At 47.0% G+C, this 19,774-nt stretch carries 17 protein-coding genes, 3 rRNA genes and 1 pseudogene; 9 read left to right on the top strand and 12 right to left on the bottom strand.

All coding sequences use genetic code 11. From position 1 onward, the window contains the following. Positions 1 to 112 precede the first annotated feature (112 nt). The gene (gene mnmL, locus EYB58_RS06725; protein ID WP_242637582.1) at positions 113 to 1,069 is read left to right on the top strand and encodes a tRNA modification radical SAM protein MnmL/YtqA; all 957 of its coding nucleotides are present in this window, start codon (positions 113 to 115) and stop codon (positions 1,067 to 1,069) included. A gap of 33 nt (positions 1,070 to 1,102) precedes the next feature. On the opposite strand, the gene EYB58_RS06720 is transcribed toward mnmL, so the two are convergent. The 6 genes from EYB58_RS06720 to EYB58_RS06700 all read right to left on the bottom strand — a co-directional run bounded on the left by EYB58_RS06720 (position 1,103) and on the right by EYB58_RS06700 (position 5,509). Continuing rightward, complete coding sequence (locus EYB58_RS06720; protein WP_111953860.1) at positions 1,103 to 1,384, bottom strand: RNA recognition motif domain-containing protein; 282 nt, start codon at positions 1,382 to 1,384, stop codon at positions 1,103 to 1,105. A 115-nt stretch (positions 1,385 to 1,499) separates the two neighbouring features. Further along, on the bottom strand, positions 1,500 to 2,183 hold the full coding sequence (locus EYB58_RS06715) for a class I SAM-dependent methyltransferase (protein ID WP_242637581.1): 684 nt from the start codon (positions 2,181 to 2,183) through the stop codon (positions 1,500 to 1,502). Next, the gene (locus EYB58_RS23105) at positions 2,183 to 2,347 is read right to left on the bottom strand and encodes a hypothetical protein (protein WP_165477752.1); all 165 of its coding nucleotides are present in this window, start codon (positions 2,345 to 2,347) and stop codon (positions 2,183 to 2,185) included. Before EYB58_RS23105 ends, EYB58_RS06715 begins: the two co-directional genes overlap by 1 nt. Before the next feature lie 35 nt (positions 2,348 to 2,382). Next, a complete protein-coding gene (locus EYB58_RS06710; RefSeq protein WP_111953862.1) occupies positions 2,383 to 3,507 on the bottom strand; it encodes a DEAD/DEAH box helicase in 1,125 nt (374 codons plus the stop codon). A 519-nt stretch (positions 3,508 to 4,026) separates the two neighbouring features. After that, on the bottom strand, positions 4,027 to 4,230 hold the full coding sequence (locus tag EYB58_RS06705; protein WP_111953866.1) for a cold-shock protein: 204 nt from the start codon (positions 4,228 to 4,230) through the stop codon (positions 4,027 to 4,029). 235 nt (positions 4,231 to 4,465) lie between these two features. Further along, the gene (locus EYB58_RS06700; RefSeq protein ID WP_111953868.1) at positions 4,466 to 5,509 is read right to left on the bottom strand and encodes an FAD:protein FMN transferase; all 1,044 of its coding nucleotides are present in this window, start codon (positions 5,507 to 5,509) and stop codon (positions 4,466 to 4,468) included. Between the two features lie 270 nt (positions 5,510 to 5,779). On the opposite strand from EYB58_RS06700, the gene EYB58_RS23465 reads away from it, so the two are divergent. The 8 genes from EYB58_RS23465 (at position 5,780) to EYB58_RS06665 (ending at position 9,728) form a co-directional block, all read left to right on the top strand. After that, a complete protein-coding gene (locus tag EYB58_RS23465; protein WP_207309139.1) occupies positions 5,780 to 6,136 on the top strand; it encodes a hypothetical protein in 357 nt (118 codons plus the stop codon). 15 nt (positions 6,137 to 6,151) lie between these two features. Continuing rightward, complete coding sequence (locus EYB58_RS23460; RefSeq protein ID WP_207309164.1) at positions 6,152 to 6,943, top strand: ISAzo13 family transposase; 792 nt, start codon at positions 6,152 to 6,154, stop codon at positions 6,941 to 6,943. Between the two features lie 71 nt (positions 6,944 to 7,014). Next, positions 7,015 to 7,470, top strand: coding sequence for a phosphohistidine phosphatase SixA (sixA, locus tag EYB58_RS06690; protein ID WP_111953870.1), 456 nt, complete (start codon positions 7,015 to 7,017; stop codon positions 7,468 to 7,470). A 73-nt stretch (positions 7,471 to 7,543) separates the two neighbouring features. Beyond that, entirely contained in the window at positions 7,544 to 8,038 is a 495-nt protein-coding gene (locus EYB58_RS06685) for an NUDIX hydrolase (protein WP_111953872.1), read from the top strand. After that, complete coding sequence (locus EYB58_RS06680) at positions 8,038 to 8,376, top strand: hypothetical protein (protein WP_111953874.1); 339 nt, start codon at positions 8,038 to 8,040, stop codon at positions 8,374 to 8,376. Before EYB58_RS06685 ends, EYB58_RS06680 begins: the two co-directional genes overlap by 1 nt. A gap of 12 nt (positions 8,377 to 8,388) precedes the next feature. Continuing rightward, positions 8,389 to 8,628: a hypothetical protein gene (locus EYB58_RS06675; RefSeq protein ID WP_111953876.1), complete on the top strand. Its 240-nt coding sequence runs from the start codon at positions 8,389 to 8,391 to the stop codon at positions 8,626 to 8,628. Between the two features lie 10 nt (positions 8,629 to 8,638). Then, a complete protein-coding gene (locus tag EYB58_RS06670; protein ID WP_131072019.1) occupies positions 8,639 to 8,836 on the top strand; it encodes a hypothetical protein in 198 nt (65 codons plus the stop codon). Between the two features lie 316 nt (positions 8,837 to 9,152). Continuing rightward, a complete protein-coding gene (locus EYB58_RS06665; RefSeq protein ID WP_111953878.1) occupies positions 9,153 to 9,728 on the top strand; it encodes a YkgJ family cysteine cluster protein in 576 nt (191 codons plus the stop codon). A 21-nt stretch (positions 9,729 to 9,749) separates the two neighbouring features. Here EYB58_RS06665 and EYB58_RS06660 read toward each other — a convergent pair whose 3' ends face one another. From EYB58_RS06660 to EYB58_RS24695, 6 genes and pseudogenes are all read right to left on the bottom strand, one after another. Further along, positions 9,750 to 10,937, bottom strand: a complete 1,188-nt coding sequence (locus tag EYB58_RS06660) for a BaiN/RdsA family NAD(P)/FAD-dependent oxidoreductase (RefSeq protein ID WP_111953880.1) — start codon at positions 10,935 to 10,937, stop codon at positions 9,750 to 9,752. Between the two features lie 46 nt (positions 10,938 to 10,983). Beyond that, complete coding sequence (locus EYB58_RS06655) at positions 10,984 to 12,600, bottom strand: ABC-F family ATP-binding cassette domain-containing protein (RefSeq protein WP_111953892.1); 1,617 nt, start codon at positions 12,598 to 12,600, stop codon at positions 10,984 to 10,986. Between the two features lie 89 nt (positions 12,601 to 12,689). Next, positions 12,690 to 12,806 (bottom strand): 5S ribosomal RNA (gene rrf, locus EYB58_RS06650). 296 nt (positions 12,807 to 13,102) lie between these two features. Next, positions 13,103 to 16,082, bottom strand: a 23S ribosomal RNA gene (locus tag EYB58_RS06645). A gap of 360 nt (positions 16,083 to 16,442) precedes the next feature. Continuing rightward, a 16S ribosomal RNA gene (locus tag EYB58_RS06640) occupies positions 16,443 to 18,002 on the bottom strand. The 16S, 23S and 5S rRNA genes sit together here, the layout of an rRNA operon. 576 nt (positions 18,003 to 18,578) lie before the next feature. After that, positions 18,579 to 19,650 (bottom strand): annotated as a pseudogene (locus EYB58_RS24695) (IS4 family transposase). Between the last annotated feature and the right edge of the window lie 124 nt (positions 19,651 to 19,774).

Raw genomic sequence — 19,774 nt, 5'->3', positions numbered from 1 at the left:
CCTTGGCAAATTCATCTATAATCTGTATGGTTAAGGCGTCGGCTTAAGGGGAGGGCGTTTGAACCTAGCTTTTACAAGCATCCTTTGGTCGGATATGCAGCATATCGGTTGAATGCAAAAGGATGAAATGGAGGAAAAATTGGCACAGGTGGACCGAATGAAACGGTACTCGGATTATAATGCTTATTTGCGAAGCCTGTTTGGTGAGCGGGTGCAGAAAATTTCCGTGGATGCCGGGCTGACCTGCCCTAACCGGGACGGAACCCTGTCCAGAGCCGGATGTATTTACTGCAATGCAAAAGGGTCGGGTACCGGGGCCTTTGCCAGGGGGCTTTCCATTTCCCAGCAGATTCAGGCCGGCAAGATCGGAGCTATAAAAAAATACAAGGCCAGAAAATTTCTTGCCTATTTCCAGTCTTTTACCAATACGTATGCCCCGGTTGATCATCTTAAAACCTTATATGACGAAGCCCTGTCCTGTGAGGGCATGGTCGGTATGGCGGTGGGCACAAGGCCTGATTGTGTGGATAAAGAAAAAATCGATCTGCTTGACACCTATACGAAAGATTATCTTATCTGGCTGGAATACGGGCTTCAGTCTGCCCATGACGCTACTCTTGCCCTGATCAACCGTGGGCATAATTTCAAGGCCTTTGAAGCGGCCATGGCCTTGGTTGCGCCCAAAAAAAAACTTAATGTCTGTGCTCACATTATTCTGGGCCTGCCCGGAGAAACCAGGGACATGATGCTGGAAAATGCCAGAATTCTGGGGGATCTGGGGGTTAATGGCGTTAAAATTCACCTGCTTTATGTGGTCCGTGGCACAGCTTTGGACAAAATGTACGGCCAAGGCCGGTATACGCCTTTAGAACAACAGGAATATGTGGGCCTGGTCTGCGATTTTCTGGAACGGCTGCCCAAGGCCATGATTATCCAGCGGATTACAGGGGACCCTCATTCCGATGAACTTGTGGCCCCGCTGTGGTCGGCCCGGTACAGAGAGACATTCAACATGATTCAGCATATGCTTGAAGCCCGGAATTCGTACCAGGGGAAATACCGGATTTAAAATCCCCGCTGTTATTGGATTTTTAATCGGCGCCTAATAATTTCTTCTCCTGAACGGCTTTTTTTTCTTTTTACCACCGGAATCGGCATGATTCACTTTGATGGGCTTTTTATCGACTATATTGCCGTTCAAGGCCTTAATGGCTTTGTCCGCTTCGGAATTGCTCGGCATTTCAACAAACCCAAATCCCTTGGAGCGTCCGTTAAACCTGTTTGTTATTATTTTAGCGCTTTCAACTTCGCCAAATGCTTCAAACGCCTGTCTAAGCGTTTCTTCTGTCATCAGTTCTGTCATATTCCCGACATAAATTTTCATTCACGGGTCCTTTTATTTTTAAAATATACCCCAGCGTTTCAGATGTCCTGATTATGATGCGGTATATAAATTTTTATTTTTATTCCAATCCGTTTCATTAATTGTAAAAATTTTTTTATGCAAGGTTGGGTATGCCCTGACGGGAGAACGTCAGCACCTGGCAGATGACGATTTTTCCCATATCGTCTGTCTGATTGGCTTTTTTCTGTGAACAGGTATAACCCAGTCCTGCCATTTTTTTGCTAAATTTTGCGTGATTCCCCCGCCTGGGGTCCACAATGATTACATCACAATAGCCCTGGGCATGTCGATTTATAAAAGCGGACAAAAGATTGACATGTTCAACTTCATAAAGAATATCCGAACCGATGATCAGGTCAAATTTACCAAGATCATCATCCAGATCCGCCCATCCGGTCCGGACAAAGGGGATTTTTTCCCCATCATTGAGTTTCACATTGTGAGCCAAGAACCCTTCAGTTTCAGGATGGTAGTCTGTGGCTGTAATATCTGCCGACCTTTTGTTTAAAATCAGGCTGGCCAAGGCAATGCCACATCCCACTTCAAGCACCCTTTTCCCATTCACATAGTAGTCAAGCATCAGGCGGGCAAGCACCTGGCTAGAGGGCCAGACCACGCCGAACAGGGGCCAGGTAGCCGAAGATATCCCAAGTTTTTTTGCTTCACCGTTGATATCCTCAAACTGGAGATGATCTTTAAGCGTCCGGATATGAATATCCATATCCCCGATTTCAAGGGTTGTATAGCGGACGCGGACGCGGGATATGGGGGCTGTCACTATTCCTGCAGTCCCAGCTGATCCGATTGATCCTGTTCAGGATCGCTGCCGGTGTCTGCCCGGTTCTTTTTTTCCGCTTTTCGCTTAAGCTTTTCTTCTTTTTTCTTTTTTTTATTCAACTCTTTTTGCCTTTTTTCCCAGGAATATTGATTTCTGGCTGCCATGCCACTCCTTTTTTTGGTCGTGCCGTTATGACTATTTAAGCCGGAAGTAAGGATTCTTCTGTCATTTTTCTGCCCAGGGCCTTTTCAATCAAGGTGATGGTTTTATTATCTTCCCTGGTTGTAAAGGTGTATGCCTGGCCGGGTTGATTGACCCTTCCGGTCCTGCCGGTTCTGTGGATATACGTTTCAACCGTATCCGGAAGATCATAATTGATCACATGGGAAACTCCTGATACGTCAATTCCCCTGGCGGCAATATCCGTTGCTACAAGGATTTTGAAAGAGCCGCTTCGAAAGCCGTCCATTGCCCTGCGTCGCTGGTTCTGGGATAAATTTCCCTGTAATGACACCGCGTTGAATCCGGATTTTTTTAACTGGACGGCAAGACTTTTGGCCTTATGCTTAGTCCGTGTAAATACAATGGTACTGGACATGCCGTTTTTAGCAAACAGCGTCTTGAGCAGGTCTGTGCGTTTTTCCCTTTGGACATTAAACCGGCCATGGGCGATGCGGGGTGCAGGCCCGGTCTGGTTGACCTGAACCTTGATGGGATGGTTTAAAATATCCTGGACCAGATTGCCGATCATTTTTGGCATGGTCGCAGAGAAAACCAGGGTCTGGCGTTTTTTGGGTAACGCCCGGATAATTCGCCTGATATCAGGCAGAAATCCCATATCAAGCATCTGATCGGCTTCGTCCAGAACCAGGATATCAATTTCCTTAAGGCTCAGGGCTTTTTCATTCATGAGATCCAGCAGCCGTCCCGGGCATGCGACAATAATGTCCACGCCTTGTCTCAGGGCTTTTATCTGAAGATATTTTCCAACCCCGCCGTAAACGGCTACGCTTTTAACTGGGGTGTGACTCGCCATTAGTGTGATACTTTCATGAATCTGCTCGGCCAGTTCCCTGGTGGGGGCCATGATCAATGCTGACGGCGATGCTGAAGATGCGGTGCGGCGTGTTTTGAGCAAATGCTGGAGAATGGGCAGCACAAAGGCAACGGTTTTTCCGGTGCCGGTCTGGGCCAGGCCCAGAATGTCTTTTCCCTCAAGAATGGGGGGAATTGCTTTCTGCTGGATGGGGCTGGGGCTGGTGTAGCCCGCGTCTTGAATACCTGACTGGATGCCAGGGTGAAAATGAAACTGGGTAAAGCTCATTAAAACTCCTGAATGCAGACCTTTTTTCAGCATAATGCCGTATCATACGGACTTAACGTCTGTGATCCGCTTACAATATATATTGAGTGAAAAAAGGTAAGCCGAGGATTAAAGGCGCATCATCAACTTGAAGAAGATACAAGGGGGTGTATCCAACAACATCTCCATACTGTTTTCACGGTTAAGTATCAGTAAAAACGTCAACGTTAACGTGCGATGTTTGTTCGACAACGCGGTCAGCGAGGAGTGCCTGAAAGAAGAACTTTCTGACAGGAAAGGTGCCTTTACTGGCATTTAAATAATTTATCATACACAACGGTTTCGGCTGCAGAAGGTGCCTGCTGCCACCGCGGGCCATGACGGCCAACAAAAAAGCCCCTGAAAACAGAATTCTCAGGGGCTTTAATAACTGTTCAGATGAAAGTGTTCGAAATGCTCCAAACCCTTTCATGTTTGTCACGGGATACCTATAAACTAAGATCAGGGCCGTCCATGACTGTTATAAATAAAAGTGGTCAGCTATTTCACTGTGACATTTGCAGCAGACGGCCCTTTGGGGCCCTGCTCAATGTCAAATGTGACCTGGTCGCCTTCGTTCAGGGTTTTAAAACCTTGTGCGTTAATGCCTGAATGATGAACAAAGACATCTTTTCCACCATCTTCTACTTCGATAAAACCAAAACCTTTAGTCTCGCTGAACCACTTTACTGTACCATTTGCCATGTCGGCGGTCTCCTAAATAAAAAATAAAAATTTGCTTCTAACTTTGGGGTAATCACAGAAAATATATGAGATATACACCTTAAGGAAGGAACATATGCATATACAAAACATGCATTTTTCGCATTATACTGGAAAAAAGAAGAATGTCAATCTAAAAATCAGAAATTTTAAATTTTCTTCAAAATTAATTTACTGTCGTTATGGCGTATTTGACAGCGCCGGAATGGTGAAAGGGTCAGAAACCGATTTCGTATGATTTGAATCCAGATGACCGCAGTGCGTTTCTTTTCTTCCCGTCCTGGCGGATGATCAGGCATTCGGTGTTTTTAAGGCTGTTGATAAGCGCCAGAGACTGGTGGGTATCCATGACCATAAGCGCTGTGGCAAGGCCATCGGCCAAGGTGCAGGTATCGGAAATAACCGATACGGATATCACCGCGTTTTTGACCGGATAACCGGTTTTCGGGCTGATAATGTGGGAGTAGATCCGCCCGTTTTTTTCAAAATAGTTTCTGTAATTTCCGCTGGTGGCAATGGCCTTGTTATCCAGACGCACTTCTTTGTACAGACCGGAGTTCAAAAAACCTTTTTGGGGGTTTGTTATGCCCACAATCCACGCCTTGCGATGCTTGTTTTCTCCTGCGCCGACCAACTCTCCACCGATTTCCACAAGATAGCTCTTAATTCCGCCTTCCCTGATCAGGCGGGCAATTTCATCCACGCCATACCCTTTGGCGATGGAGCCTAAATCCAATGTTATGCCCGACATTGTCTTGGTCAGGACATGGTCCCCGATTTTAAGCTTGTTAAAGCCGATTTGTTTAAGAGCTGCTTTGATCTCTGCCGGCTCAGGCGGCGTGTCCCGCCGTCCCTTTGTGCCGAATCCCCACAAATCAACCAGGGGTTTGACTGTGCCGTCCCAAGCCCCATCGGTCAGGGTATGCAGGTGTCTGCATTGGTCAAGAACCTGGTAGAAATCTGCAGACGCCCTGAAAATTTGGTCCTTTGGCGCGGCATTGAACCGGGACAGTTCACTGTTTTTTTGGTACATGGACAAACGTGCGTTTACCTGTTTTAAGCGCAAATTAATTTTTTTCTGCCATAAGCTTTTGGACAGCGGTTTGGCTGAAATCATCTTAATGGAATATGTGGTACCCATTGTTTGGCCGGTAAACACATATTCCTGGGTTGCCAAAGAGTGAGTAGGTAAAAGCAGAGTTGTTCCCATAAGCAGCATCAGTGAAAAAATAAAATTTATAATATACTTAGGTTCAGGCATGGCTTTTTTTCTCCTGGTTTAATTCAGTTTACAGGTTTTTGTTCAGACACTATTATCATACCGGTCCGGATACGTCTATTTCCAGACCGGTCTTGGATTAAGGAACGGATCTTAAGGAATGAGCATGAAATAAAGTTCCCATCTTGATTTTTGAGGTATAAAAACCCAAGAATATGTTGTAGTAGTCGGCGACTATGCGTTACCCTGAAGAGACAGAAGATCTCATGCGTCTATATTATGAAAGCCTGAACGAACGAAATCGCCGGAGATATGCTGGTATGGAAGCCCTTATATTGGGACATGGCGGTCAAGATTATATTGCCAAAGTTCTGGGATGCAGCAGAAAGACTGTGCGTAAAGCGCGCAGCCGAAGTCGCGGAGTTGCCTATGCGTACAGTACAAAAACTTATTGGCAAAGTTTCGGATGAATACCCCAAAATATGTAATGCTGGGGGAGGACGGAAACCGTATTGGATTTCCAACCCGGAAATAGATGAGCAATTTCTGGATGCATTGCGTGATCATACGGCAGGAGACCCAATGGATGAAAAAATTCGATGGACGAACCTGCGTGCATGGGAAATCGTCGAAGCCCTGAAAGATGAGCATGGCATTGAAGTGAGCTGAAATGTTGTCCGTCAACTGCTTAAAAGACATGATTATCGTCTCCGCAAAGCACAAAAAAGACAATCCTTGAAAAAAAGTGTACCTGATCGGAATGAGCAATTCGATAATATTGTGAAACTCAAATCGATGTATCTAAAAGACGGTAATCCGATTATCAGTATGGATACCAAGAAAAAAGAACATATAGGCAATTTTTATCAAGACGGATATCTTTATACGCTCGAAGAATTGAAGGTATATGATCATGATTTTCCAAGTTTTGCAGAAGGTGTGGTCATTCCCCACAGCCTGTATGATTTACAGCTCAATATCGGATATGTTCAGGTGGGAACGATTCATGATACCAGTGAATTTGCATGCGACAGCTTCGGTCATTGGTGGTATGATTATGGCTGCAAAAACTACCCGAATGCAACGTCAATTTTAGTTTTGTGCGACGGCGGAGGCAGTAACAGTTCACGACATTACCTTTTCAAACAGGATCTTCAAATTTTGGCAGATGAAATCGGGATTGAAATTCGTATCGCTCATTATCCCCCGTATTGTTCGAAATTCAACCCTATTGAACATCGGCTCTTTCCCCACATAACACGCGCGTGCAGGGTCGGTTTTTCAAGTTTAGAGCTGGTTACGAATCTGATTTCCAAGACTCGAACTCAAAAAGGGTTGAAGTTTTCGTTAATGTCATTGACAATGATTTATCAAACCGGCAGCAAAGTCAGTAAAACCTTTAAATCAACAATGCACATTGTATTCGATAAAACCTTGCCCAAGTGGAATTATTCTGCAATTCCACTTGGATGTTAAAAATGGGTGAGTTATTTAAAACTCATTCCTTAATTACTATAGTTTTATAAAAAAACCAAAGGAGAGACTGCATGTCGGTATTTCTTGTACAGCATGGGCTGAGCCTGCCAAAACTCGAAGGCCCTGAAAAAGGATTGTCTGAAAAGGGCCGTGAGGAGACCTTAAAAATAGCCGAAGTGGCCGCCGGTTATGGCGTTAAAATCTCCCAAATTTTCCATTCCGGAAAAAAACGCGCAGAACAGACCGCTTTGATCATGGCTGAGACCCTTTGCCCTGGTCTCGCCCCTGAGCAGATGGCGGATATATCGCCCATGGATGATGTGACGGGTCTTGGCAACCGGCTTAACCCCAGTTCGAACCATATGGTGGTGGGCCATCTTCCCTATATGGAAAAACTAGTCGCTTACCTGACCACAGGCCGGGAGGCACCCAAAGTGCTGAAATTTCAAAATTCAGGGATTGTCTGTCTTGATCAGGATGACTCGGGCTGGTTCATCCGGTGGACCCTGAATCCCAACATTTCATAAAAGCTTATCCGGGAATCCTGTCCGCACTCCCCGTGAAAGCAAAACCTCCCATCTGCTCTTTAGAGGAAAATTTATGACAAAAGAAATTTTTGATATCGTTGATAAAGATGATCAAATTATCGGCCAGGCCACTCGTGATCAGGTCCATGGTAATCCAAATTTAATTCACAGGGTGGTTCATATTCTGGTTTTTAACAGCCAAAATGAATTGTATCTGCAAAAAAGAGATATAAATAAGGATGTCCAGCCGGGAAAGTGGGATACCTCGGTGGGCGGTCATGTGGACAAGGGCGAATCTTACCGGGATGCGGCTGTCCGGGAAATGGAAGAGGAGCTTGACATTAACGGCGCAAACCTGAAGTATTTGTATAAATACCGGTTACGCAATGACTATGAATCGGAATATGTATCCAGTTACTACTGCCTGTGGGACAGGCCTATTAAAATAAATGTCGATGAAATTGAAGAGGGACGGTTCTGGCGGCTTGATGAAATTGTTAAAAAAACAGATTCAGGCATTTTTACGCCGAACTTTCTGGATGAAATCAGGCGTTATCAAAAATTTTAATGGTGTTTTCAGTGTTTTCCGATGATGATACAAATTTTGAAGGGATAATGACGGCCCTTGAAGGAGTGTTTGCCGGGGCAACCCGCCGAAAAATTTTCATGCAGGACATTCTTTCGGCCATTCCGGGCATCATGGATATCTCTAAAGAAGAACGGTTGCTCAGCCTCCTGGAAGAATTTGACGCCAAAGGGAAGATCCTGTTGCCGTCCAGGAAAGGGCAGGGCTGGCATAAATTCGGAATTTTGCCCCTGTATGTCACCCTGGTCCGGGCCAATGAAGATCGCGTTACGCGTACGCGAAAGAAAACGCTTGCCCGTATCAGGGAACAAAATCCCTGAGAGCCCACCCGAATGGCGGCATTTGCCCATACGTTGACCACCGAGAGACAATTAAAACTTGCCCGGGCCGTAAACCACTATCTTTTAAACCGCAAAAAGGATCCACCCCTTCTGCCCCACCGAGAAAGGGGATTACAAATTTTTGGTAATAAAAAAGCGTTGGACAGCTATGTTGAGACAGGACTTTTTTCAGGACGGATAACCCTGGCGGATATAGACTGCTTTCACTGCCCCGAGCCCTTTACCCTATGAGGAGTTCTCAGTGGATCGCAAAAAGACCGATCATCTGCTCCTGCTTGTGGTGGAAAACAGTGCTACTTACTGGAGTTGCACTGCGACCAACCGGGCCAACCATCCCCTGGGATGGCGATTTTTTTGCCGCTGTTGTGTTTGGCAAAGGGTTCACCACCCCCAATGGGCGATTGATTGCTGGGTAGGGACATTGCCGATGCGTATTTAAATGTGTGCGAGTCCCGGCGCTGTCCCCAAGAGGGGTTGACGGCGGAGGATATAGCGTCAGCTCTGAAAGATGAGCATTAACATTTATGTCAATCCGTTGATACCGATGCCTGGTTAATATTGCTGTATTGGATAGAACCCGACCGAAAACTGTATACTTAATTTTTACAGCTCCGATCTGACCTTATAAACGGCCTCAACTCTTTTCACAAGGCGTTGACGTCGGGCAATAAATTTACAATTCAAGCCCCTTGCCCCTAAGTATTAAAAAGAGGATAATGCGCTGATTTTGACACAAATTAACGAACCGGAGAAATATGAAAGAAAAAAGTGCTCAATTAAAAAATATTTACGCAGCCTTTGATGCGGATACCCGTGACCTGGTAAAAGGCAGGGCCTGCACCCGGGGCTGCAGTTTCTGCTGCAGGGAAGCCGGCAGCATTGACATTACCACCCTGGAGGGGATGGTTATCCGGAAGGCCATGAACAAAATGCCCAAAAGCCGGCAGAAAACCCTGACAAAGGCATTTAGAAGCGAAATAAAGCAGCGGGAAGCAGGCAAAGCGGTTCCCTGTCCTTTCCTTATGAAAAATAATGCCTGCATGATCTATGAGGACCGACCCTTTTCCTGCCGCAGAATTTACTCCGCCCATGTCTGCGGCCAGGATGCACCGCCGGCGGTGAGTCGCCAGGTAATGGAACGGGCGAATCAGGCCATATCAGCGCTTCAAAAGCTGGACAACAACGGCTATTCCGGCCATCTTTCCTACATTCTGTATATGCTGTCGGTCCCGGCTTTTTTAAAAACCTACACTGCCGGAGAATGTAAGCCCGAGGAAATTATGGCGTTTGGAAAGGCCCACAGGATTGTCATCAACCGGATGATGGTTTGAGGCCGGTTGTTCCGGTAACACCTACACCACCTGTCCGGCGGCCCAGGCCGAAGACCATGCCCACTGGAAATTGTATCCGCCCAGCCACCCGGTGACGTCCAGCACTTCGCCGATGGCGTAAAGCCCCGGAACATCCCGGGATTCCATTGTTTTTGAAGAGAACCCGCGGCAATCAATGCCGCCGACAGTTACTTCAGCCGTTCTGTATCCTTCGGTGCCGCCGGGTTGGATGTTCCAGGTGTGGATCTCATCTGCCACATTTTTGAGCCCCTGGCGGGAAATGGCGTGAAGAGGGCTGTCCAACAGCTTTTCATTCAGACGGGCCTGGACCAGACGCGTTGGAAGATGCTCGGTCAGGACAGATTTCACATGACGTTTGGGCCGGGTCTGCTGTTCTGTTTCCAGAAGGTCTTCCAGATTTCCATCCGGGAAAAGGTCTATGGTCAGCGGGGCTCCGGGCTGCCAGAAGGATGAGGCCTGCAGGATCACAGGGCCGCTCAGCCCCCGGTGGGTAAACAGAAGCTGCTCTTTAAATGAGGCAGATCCCGTGCAGACCAGGGCCTTGACTGAAATCCCGGCCAGGGGGGCCAGAACCGTTTTATCTTCGGGGTGAAGCGTAAAGGGAACAAGCCCGGGCCTGGGCCGTACCACAGGAATGCCAAACTGCCCGGCGACCTTGTATCCGAACGAAGTGGCACCAGCTGCAGGCATCGAGACCCCTCCGGTGGCAATAACCAGAGATGAGGCCTCTATGCTTTCCCCGGCAGTGCAGATCCGGAACCCCCGGACCGAAGCCTGTCTCTCAATGCTGCTGACGCTTGTTTTGAATGCCAGGCAGACACCGGCGCTGCGGCACTCTGCCAGCAGCATCTCAAGAATCTGCCCGGCACTGCCCGTGCAGAACAACTGGCCGTGTTCCCGTTCGCTGAAGCTGATCCCGTATTGCCGAACAAGGGCGATGAAATCCTGTGGCCGGTACCGGCTGAGCGCGGATTTTGCAAAGTGCGGATTGGATGAAATATAATTTTGCGCACTGACCCTACGGTTTGTAAAGTTGCACCTGCCGCCGCCGGACATGAGAATCTTGCGCCCGGGCTTGGGGCCGTGGTCCAGAACTTTTACACGCCTCCCGCGCTTTCCGGCCTGGGCCGCGCACATCAACCCGGAAGCGCCTGCCCCGATAATCACCACATCGTATTCGATTTTCATATTCTTTTTTTGGCTACCCGTCCGTTTGTCCGGGCCATATCTATTATTATGCGCTCATTTTTTCCCGCACCCGGGCAACCTCCGGGCTTTCAATAAACTCATCATAGGACATGAGGCTGTCAATGATCCCGTCGGGCGTAATCTCAATGATACGATTGGCAATGGTATTGATAAACTCATGGTCGTGGGAGGTGAAAAGAACCACTTCGGGGAACTCAACCAGGCTGTCGTTAAGGGCGGTGATGGATTCAAGGTCCAGGTGGTTGGTGGGGTCATCCAGCATCAGGACATTGCACTGGGCCAACATCATCCTTGACAGCATGCATCTGACCTTTTCGCCGCCTGAGAGCATATGAGTCTTTTTCAGGGCATCCTCACCGGAAAAAAGCATCCGCCCCAAAAAGGTTCTGGCAAAGCTTTCTCCCTCGGTGGGTGGGGCAAACTGGAGCAGCCACTGGATCAAATTAAGGTCCTTCTCAAAAAATGCGCCATGCTCTTTAGAAAAATAAGAATGGCTGGTGGTAACACCCCACCTGAAGGTGCCTTCATCCGCCTCAGTTTTCCCTGACAGGATATCGAAAAGCGCGGTTCCGGCAAGGCTCTTTGAGCCCACAAAGGCAATCTTATCTCCGTTATTGACCCTGAAGGTAATATTATTCAGGACTTTTTCACCCTCAATGGTCTTGGAAAGCCCCTCCACCTCCAGGATAACGTTTCCGCACGCCCTTTCAGGTTTGAACCGTACAAACGGATATTTTCTACTCGATGCAGGCAACTCTTCAACGGTCAGCTTATCCAGCAGCCTTTTTCGAGATGTTGCCTGCTTTGACTTAGACGCATTGGAGGAAAACCTGCGAATAAAGGCCTTCAGCTCTTCAGCCTTTTCCGTGACCCGTTTGTTGTCCGCCTGCTTCTGCTTCAGGTTGAGCTGGCTGGCCTGGTACCAAAAATCATAATTACCCACGTACACAGAAATCTTGCTGAAATCAATGTCGGCAATGTGGGTGCAGACCTGGTTCATGAAATGCCGGTCGTGGGAAACCACAATCACTGTATTTTTGAACCGAAACAAAAATTCCTGGAGCCAGTTAATAGCCTGGATATCCAGGTTATTGGTGGGTTCGTCAAGGAGCAGGACATCTGGGTTGCCGAACAGGGCCTGACCCAGAAGGACCCGCACTTTCTCGCCGCCTTCAAGCTCTTTCATTTTTTTTGCGTGCAGCGCTTCGCCAATACCCAGATGCGTGAGGAGCACAGCCGCATCCGCTTCAGCCTCATACCCGTTCATCTCCTCAAACGCGACCTCAATTTCACCAGACCGGATGCCGTCCGATTCGGAAAAATCAGGTTTGGCATAAAGGGCGTCCCGCTCAGCCATAAGCCGGTACAGCTTTTCATGGCCCATGATTACCGTCTCAATCACCCGATGGTCGTCAAAGGCAAAATGATCCTGCCGCAGAACAGCGATCCGCTCCCTGGGACCGACAGAGACGGTGCCGGTATCCGGCTCAAGTTCATGTGCAAGAATTTTTAAAAAAGTGCTTTTTCCAGCACCGTTGGCCCCAATAAGGCCGTAACAGTTGCCGGGTTTAAACATGATGTTGACATTTTTGAACAGGGCCCGCTTGCCATAGGCAAGGGAGATGTTATCTGCGAAAATCATTAATATGGCATTTCCTAAACCGGGTTGATAAAAAAATAAAAAAAAAGCCCTGATCATTTGTAATAAATGATCAGAGCTTTTTAAAAAAGAACCGGCGGCGTTCTACTCTCCCACACAGTCTCCCATGCAGTACCATCGACGCTAAAGAGCTTAACTTCCGTGTTCGAGATGGGTACGGGTGTGGCCTCTTTGCCATCGCCACCGGTTACATCGGTCGGACCTGGAACTTCAGAAAGAGTTCTTCTTGTCATGTTCCATGGGTCCAAATATGTAATCTGTTGTAGTAAACAAGAAACAAAGTGTCTTGTTTTAAGATGTTTTGTTTCAATAGCGTTTTGCTATGTCGGTATGTTGATGCAGATTTTAATGAAATTCAAGGCGCAAACAAAAGTTTTAAATAAGCTGTAGTCAACTACTGCGTTTTAAAACTTTTGTGCCGCAACAAAAAATTTCGCAAAATATGCTTTAACATCAAAGAATCTAAATTTATTCGTGGAAAAAAGTGGCTAAGCCTCACGACCTATTAGTACTGGTAAGCTCAACATGTTGCCATGCTTACACACCCAGCCTATCAACCTTGTAGTCTTCAAGGGGTCTTCAGTACTTACGTATGGGATATCTAATCTTGAAGTTGGCTTCCCGCTTAGATGCTTTCAGCGGTTATCCATACCCAACTTAGCTACCCAGCAATGCCGCTGGCGCGACAACTGGAACACCATTGGTTGGTCCAATCCGGTCCTCTCGTACTAGGATCAGATCTCCTCAAATATCCTGCGCCCACGAAAGATAGGGACCAAACTGTCTCACGACGTTTTAAACCCAGCTCACGTACCACTTTAATTGGCGAACAGCCAAACCCTTGGGACCTGCTCCAGCCCCAGGATGTGATGAGCCGACATCGAGGTGCCAAACCGCCCCGTCGATGTGAACTCTTGGGGGCGATAAGCCTGTTATCCCCGGCGTACCTTTTATCCGTTGAGCGACGGCCCTTCCATTCAGAACCGCCGGATCACTAAGACCTACTTTCGTACCTGCTCGAGATGTCTCTCTCGCAGTCAAGCTCCCTTATGCCCTTGCACTCTACGGCTGGTTTCCAATCAGCCTGAGGGAACCTTCGCGCGCCTCCGTTACTCTTTGGGAGGCGACCGCCCCAGTCAAACTACCCACCAGACACTGTCCCAGTTCCGGGTTACGGAACGTGGTTAGAACACTGAAACATGAAGGGTGGTATTTCAAGGGTAACTCCACACACACTGGCGCGCATGCTTCAAAGTCTCCCACCTATCCTGCACATCATATCCCAAAATCCAATGTCAAGCTGTAGTAAAGGTGCCGGGGTCTTTCCGTCTTTTCGCGGGTAGACGGTATCTTCACCGCCACTGCAATTTCGCTGAGTCCCTGGTTGAGACAGTGTGGAAGTCGTTACGCCATTCGTGCAGGTCGGAACTTACCCGACAAGGAATTTCGCTACCTTAGGACCGTTATAGTTACGGCCGCCGTTTACCGGGGCTTCAGTTCAGTGCTTCGCATAAATGCTAACAAATCCCCTTAACCTTCCGGCACCGGGCAGGCGTCAGACCCTATACCTCGTCTTGCGACTTTGCAGAGTCCTATGTTTTTAGTAAACAGTCGCTACCACCAATTCTCTGCGGCCCCCAATTGCTTTGTAAAGTATAATACTAACAATCAGGGGCATACCTTCTCCCGAAGTTACGGTATCATTTTGCCGAGTTCCTTAACCAGGGTTCTCTCAAGCGCCTTGGGATACTCTCCCCACCTACCTGTGTCGGTTTACGGTACGATCACCTGTTATCTCGATAGAGGCTTTTCTTGGCAGCATGGGTGCAGTCACTTTATGGGATAAATCCCTCGACATCGCTTCTCGGCCTTAGAATTCCGGATTTGCCTGAAATTCCAGCCTACAAGCTTGAACCGCCTATTCCAACAGACGGATGACTTGCCCTCCTGCGTCCCCCCATTTCTCAAACGATAACAAGGTGGTACAGAAATATTAATCTGTTTTCCATCGACTACGCCTTTCGGCCTCGCCTTAGGGATCGACTAACCCTGAGAAGATTAGCTTTACTCAGGAAACCTTGGGTTTTCGGCGAGCGGGCCTCTCACCCGCTTTATCGCTACTCATGTCAGCATGGGCACTTGTGTAATCTCCACACAACCTCGCGGTTGCGATTCTGCGACGACACAACGCTCTCCTACCAATGAAATAAATTTCATTCCGCAGCTTCGGTACTATGCTTTAGCCCCGATACATTTTCGGCGCAGATCCACTCGACCAGTGAGCTATTACGCTTTCTTTAAAGGATGGCTGCTTCTAAGCCAACCTCCTGGTTGTCTGGGCATTCCCACATCCTTCTCCACTTAGCATAGATTTGGGGACCTTAGCTGGCGGTCTGGGTTGTTTCCCTCTCGTCCGCGGAACTTAGCTCCCGCGGGCTGACTCCCGTATTCTGACTTTTTGGTATTCGAAGTTTGATTAGGTTTGGTAATCTGGTGAGACCCCTAGCCCATTCAGTGCTCTACCTCCAAAAAGAAACATACGAGGCTATACCTAAATATATTTCGGAGAGAACCAGCTATCTCCAGGTTTGTTTGGCCTTTCACCCCTATCCACACCTCATCCGAACAGTTTTTAACCTGTGACGGTTCGGGCCTCCACGAGATTTTACTCCCGCTTCACCCTGGACATGGATAGATCACCTGGTTTCGGGTCTACTCAATGCAACTTGCGCCCTGTTCAGACTCGCTTTCGCTACGGCTACACCTATCGGCTTAACCTTGCCACATTAAGTAACTCGCTGACTCATTATGCAAAAGGCACGCGGTCACACTCGAAAGTGCTCCCACAGCTTGTAAGCAAACGGTTTCAGGTACTATTTCACTCCCCTAACAGGGGTACTTTTCACCTTTCCCTCACGGTACTGGTACGCTATCGGTTGTCAAGTCGTATTTAGCCTTATGTGATGGTCCACACAAATTCCCACAGAATTTCTCGTGTTCCGCAGTACTTGGGAATACAAAAATAAGAGAGATTATTTTCGCTTACAGGACTATCACCTGCTATGGTTAAGCTTTCCAGCTTATTCAGCTAATAATTTCTTTTGTAACTTATTGGATCCTGCCGAAACAGATCCGATCTGTATCCCGCGACCCCGTTAACGCAACGCTTTCGGGCTTGACACGTTAACGGTTTGGGCTGGTCCCCGTTCGCTCGCCGCTACTTAGGGAATCGTTATTACTTTCTACTCCTGGGGGTACTAAGATGTTTCAGTTCTCCCCGTTAGCCTCCTTAACCTATGTATTCAGTTAAGGATGACACGGTATTAACCGTGTCGGGTTGCCCCATTCAGAAATCCCCGGATCAAAGGAAGTTAGGCTCCTAACCGAGGCTTATCGCAGCTTACCACGTCTTTCTTCTTCACTTGACACCAAGGCATCCGCCGTTTGCTCTTAGTAGCTTAGCCACTATTCCACAAATAAGTTTAAACGCTTTGATGTTTTTGAAAATTTTGTGAACTTCTTCGTTGCTTCACGTCAATTTTAAAACAGCGTAGTCTACTACGCTTTATTTAAAATTGCCGATCGCGCCTTGAATTTCAGCAAAATTTTCTTCAACATAGCATGGAGTGATTGATTTTCATCTTTCACACCATTTTATATTTAGTTGATTGGGTATCCTATGATACCTGATCAACAACGCTATTGATATTTACTACAACAAATTGTCAAAGAACAAAGAGAGTGCGGTTACTTAATTTCACCGGGTTGATCTCTCAAAATTGGTCAGTGAATCCAAAAAAAGCTTTATGTATTTCTTTCCTTTGAAAGGAGGTGATCCAGCCGCTGATTCCTCAACGGCTACCTTGTTACGACTTCACCCCAGTTATCGACCATACCTTAGGCGCCTGCCCCTATAAATAGTTAGCCCAGCGACGTCGGGTATAATCAACTTCCATGGTGTGACGGGCGGTGTGTACAAGGCCCGGGAACATATTCACCGCGGCATGCTGATCCGCGATTACTAGCGATTCCAACTTCATGGGGTCGAGTTGCAGACCCCAATCCGGACTGAGATAGGCTTTTGGGATTCGCTTCCCTTTGCAGAGTCGCTGCCCTTTGTACCTACCATTGTAGCACGTGTGTAGCCCTGGGTATAAGGGCCATGAGGACTTGACGTCATCCCCACCTTCCTCCCCGTTGACCGGGGCAGTCTCGCCAGAGTTCCCACCATTATGTGCTGGCAACTGACGATAAGGGTTGCGCTCGTTGCTGGACTTAACCAAACATCTCACGACACGAGCTGACGACAGCCATGCAGCACCTGTCTCTGTGCTCCCGAAGGCACTATTGCAATTACACAATATTCACAGGATGTCAAACCCAGGTAAGGTTCTTCGCGTTGCGTCGAATTAAACCACATGCTCCACCGCTTGTGCGGGCCCCCGTCAATTCCTTTGAGTTTTAGTCTTGCGACCGTACTTCCCAGGCGGTACACTTAATGCGTTAGCTTAGGCACAGCAGATTTTAATATCCGCCACACCGAGTGTACAACGTTTACTGCGTGGACTACCGGGGTATCTAATCCCGTTCGCTACCCACGCCTTCGCGCCTCAGCGTCAATATCGGTCCAGAGAGATGCCTTCGCCATCGGTGTTCCTCCTGATATCTACGAATTTCACCTCTACACCAGGAATTCCTCTCTCCTCTCCCGTATTCAAGTCTTGCTGTTTCAAGTGCACTTCCGGGGTTGAGCCCCGAGCTTTCACACCTGACGGACAAGACCGCCTGCGCGCCCTTTACGCCCAATAATTCCGAATAACGCTTGCGCCCCCCGTGTTACCGCGGCTGCTGGCACGGAGTTAGCCGGCGCTTCCTCCACTGGTACCGTCAATAGCAACTACTATTAATAGAAGCTAATTTCTTCCCAGTTGACAGAGCTTTACGACCCAAAGGCCTTCTTCACTCACGCGGCGTTGCTGCGTCAGGGTTGCCCCCATTGCGCAAAATTCCTCACTGCTGCCTCCCGTAGGAGTCTGGACCGTGTTCCAGTTCCAGTGTGGCTGATCATCCTCTCAGACCAGCTAACCATCGCTGCCTTGGTAGGCCTTTACCCCACCAACAAGCTAATGGTCCGCAGACTCATCCCCAAACAATTGCTTTCAAGAAGAGGCAATCTTTCATCAATCCACTTGTGTAAATCGACTTTATCCGGTATTAGCTACCCTTTCGAATAGTTATTCCAGGTTTGAAGGCAGATTATCTACGTGTTACTCACCCGTGCGCCACTCTACTCAGGATTGCAAGCAATCCTTTTCTCGTTCGACTTGCATGTGTTAAGCACGCCGCCAGCGTTCATTCTGAGCCAGGATCAAACTCTCCAGTTATAATCCTTTACTAAAACTTTTTAAGGTCTACTCTTTCAGCTGTTAAGCCAAAGCGTATTGTTATTGACCCGCTCTTTTCTTCTTCACTGACCAATTTTCAAAGATCAAACCTTGCAAAAAAAAACTTCCCGAAGAAAACCGTTTTGCTTTGTCCCCTCGAGAAGACCGGCGAAATATGCCTGAAATTTACACCACCGTCAAGCACTTTTTTTATTTTTTTAAAAAAAATTTAATATTATGCGATCTACATAAACAAAAATGTGAAGGAATTAGATTTGTAACATATTAAAATTAAAACATTTTAGTCTCAACCAAGCAAGAAATTTTATTCAATATATAAAAACAAAAAAACTGGGCATTTGCAATTATAGTCCAATATAAAATGGCTGTGTTCTCTTGATCAGCGTTCAACAAAAAATAACTATGGGTAAGGACGCTGAAGGAAAATCAGGTCAGAACAAATCCAAAGGAGGACCAGGAAAATCAGGAAACCGGATTCATCCGGGTCCGCTGCCGGTAAAGTTAGAGGAGGGCCTGGTTATTCTGTTTATTGTCTCAACTTTCGGAGGAATAAATTTACACCCCCAATAATTCCTCAGGACCACTTGAAAAGCCAAAACACTTGAGAGCTTGACCCATCACCTGATCAAGCACCTCCTGTACCATACGCTCGCTAAAATCAAATAGTCGCCGAATATTTACCAAAGCTAAACGCATGATCCGCTCCAAAGAAACCATAAAAGATAGATTGTTCATCTCATCATTACAGGCCCTGAAAAGTTCCCCGAATGACCTTTGATCCACACATTGCCGCTGATAAAGGCTGAGCATGTTATATCTGGCAATAACAAGAGATGTATGAGCGATCAGGCCATCGTAGTTCTTAATTTGTATTTCTTTGACCAATTTCAGGTGTTGCTTGCACATTTTGAAAAAGCCTTCGATATCCCAGCGTTTGCCGTACAGACGAATGATTTTTTCATTAGGGAGGGACAGATATGTCGACAGAAGTGCCAGTCAGCCACGTTTTTTATCACAAGAAACAAAAATAATTTTTGCCTGCTTGCCGTTGGAAAGAGCAACAATCGCTTGGGCTTTGACCTTTGCTCGTCCTCGTTTTTTCTTCAATTTCCCATAGAGGTCGGACAGCCTAAGCTTTTTGCCTTGATATTCATAACACCATTTTGGATGCTGCTTTCAGCATGCATATGACGTGTATGTGTTCGCGCAAATCTGCTATTACTGATGGCATCGAAAACCAACTGTCCATTAAGGTAGAATCGTCAAAAATAAGAACTTCTTCGGAAGAATCATCAAGAAGCTTTCTGATGACAAAATAAATCCGGCGGCAAAGATGAAGGGTAAACCGCCGCCGGTTATATGTCGGAGAGTTCAGAAAATTGTAAGCAGCGTCCTTATCGACTTTAATCTTTTTGTTTTTCACAATGCCCTGGTATAAATTTTTGTTGTGAAATGCCAGGTTAAACAGGGCTGTAAAAATGGCAAGCGGTGATGCCCCTTTCGTTTTAACGATTCCTGATTGATTCAATAACGTACCAATTTTGAATTTTGTAAAAAAATCATTGAGTACGCCAATCTGTTCTGAATTTGTTATTTGATTTTGTAGGTCGGTAAGGGTAGTATTCATTTTGACGAATTTCCTTTGTCTGAAATGTTTGTTTAGTGGTAAACGAAGCAGATCATATAAAGTGAAATTCGTCAATTCATATTTCAAATTCAGTTAGTTATAGTCTCATTCGCTGCTGTTTTTA

Origin of the sequence: Desulfobacter hydrogenophilus (assembly GCF_004319545.1) — a bacterium.
In the GTDB taxonomy this organism is placed as follows: Bacteria; Desulfobacterota; Desulfobacteria; order Desulfobacterales; family Desulfobacteraceae; genus Desulfobacter; species Desulfobacter hydrogenophilus.
Note: the sequence above shows the minus strand (reverse complement) of the source record. Positions and strands in the feature narration are given on the sequence as shown.